The organism is Streptomyces viridosporus, assembly GCF_002078235.1.
GTDB lineage: Bacteria > Actinomycetota > Actinomycetes > Streptomycetales > Streptomycetaceae > Streptomyces > Streptomyces viridosporus.
Genome location: NZ_MSGP01000629.1, coordinates 1 through 1,120, shown reverse-complemented (window position 1 = coordinate 1,120; position 1,120 = coordinate 1). Strand labels below are relative to the sequence as shown.

Genomic DNA, 1,120 nt, shown 5'->3' with positions numbered 1-1,120 from the left:
GGCCGGTGACGTGTCCGGGGCGGGCCTCGCTTCGGTCGAGCACCCGTTGCTGGGCGCCGCCGTCGAGCTGCCGGACGGCGGCGGTGTCATCCTCACCGGTCGGCTGTCGCTGCGTGCGCAGCCGTGGCTGGCGGATCACGTGGTGGACGGCCGGGTGTTGTTCCCCGGCACCGGTTTCGTGGAGCTGGCGCTGCGCGCCGGCGACGAGACCGGCCTGCAGCAGATCGAGGAGCTGACGCTGGCCGTCCCGCTGGTGCTGCCCGAGACCGGTGCGATCGCCATGCGGGTGCGGGTTTCGGCCCCCGACGCGAACGGCCGCGCCGAACTCGACATCTACTCCCGCGACCGCGACGGAGAGGAGTGGATCCGGCACGCGACCGGCGTCCTCACCGCGGCGGCCGTCGAACCGGCCTGGGACGCGGCGCACTGGCCGCCCGCCGGGGCCGTCGCGCTCGACCTCGCCGGCTTCTACGACGGAACCGGCTACGGACCGACCTTCCAGGGCGTCACTGCCGCCTGGCGCGTCAGCGACGACGTGTTCGCCGAGGTCACGCTGCCGGAGCGGGTCCGTGACGTGACGGCCTTCGGCATCCACCCCGCGCTGCTCGATGCCGTGCTCCACGGGGCCGCGTTCCTTGAGTCCGCCGAGCCCGGCACGCTACTGCCGTACGCGTGGACGGGCGTGGGCCTGCACGCGAGCGGCGCGGCCACCGTGCGGGTGCGACTGAGCGGCTCCGCATCCGCCGGCATCGGGATCGCGGTCGCCGACGGCACCGGTGGGCCCGTCGCGACGGTCGGCACGCTGCACCTGCGTGCCCCCGAACACCTGGACCGCGTGAATTCGTTGTATCGGGTGGAGTGGTCGGTTCCGGTGCCGGCGGTGGAGGCGGGTGAGGTGCGGTTCGTGGAGCTGGTGGGGGGTGAGGATGTGGTGGCGTCGGCGCATGCGCTGGCGGCGCGGGCGCTGGAGGTGGTGCGGGAGCCGGATGCGCGGGTGGTGTTCGTGACCCGGGGTGTGGTCAGTGGTGCGGATCCGGCGGCGGCGGTGGTGTGGGGGCTGGTGCGGTCGGCGCAGACGGAGTTCCCGGGCCGGTTCCGTCTGGTGGATGTGGAGGGCGGC

General features: G+C 74.2%; 1 protein-coding gene. It reads left to right on the top strand.

The genetic code is table 11. The features are described from left to right. The coding region (locus B7L92_RS34640; protein WP_174704065.1) for a polyketide synthase dehydratase domain-containing protein at positions 1–1,120 on the top strand (1,120 nt) is incomplete at both ends.